1 protein-coding gene is annotated in these 241 nt (G+C 39.8%); it reads left to right on the top strand.

Annotated features, from left to right (window positions below):
• Positions 1-241: hypothetical protein (locus tag SB786_RS37425; RefSeq protein WP_410731740.1), on the top strand; the 241-nt coding region annotated here is incomplete at both ends.

The raw sequence follows: 241 nt of genomic DNA, 5'->3' as shown, positions 1-241 counted from the left end.
CAACCGGGAATGGCAATCTTGTTTTTAATCTGAGTGGAACACCTACCGCAAACGGCACCATCAACATACCTATTACCGTAGCCGGGATTAGTTGTAATCTAACCGTAAGTGTTTTAGCACCTGTACCTTTAACGATTACAAGTGTTGGTTTTAATATTGCACCAAATTACCCTGTTAGTTATGGCAATGTTACTTACTACCATAATTCATCATCTCCGGCAATATGGAACGGTTCTTATAC

The organism is Burkholderia sp. SIMBA_062 (assembly GCF_046534765.1).
Classification (GTDB): domain Bacteria; phylum Pseudomonadota; class Gammaproteobacteria; order Burkholderiales; family Burkholderiaceae; genus Burkholderia; species Burkholderia ambifaria.
This window is presented reverse-complemented; position numbering and strand designations above follow the sequence as displayed.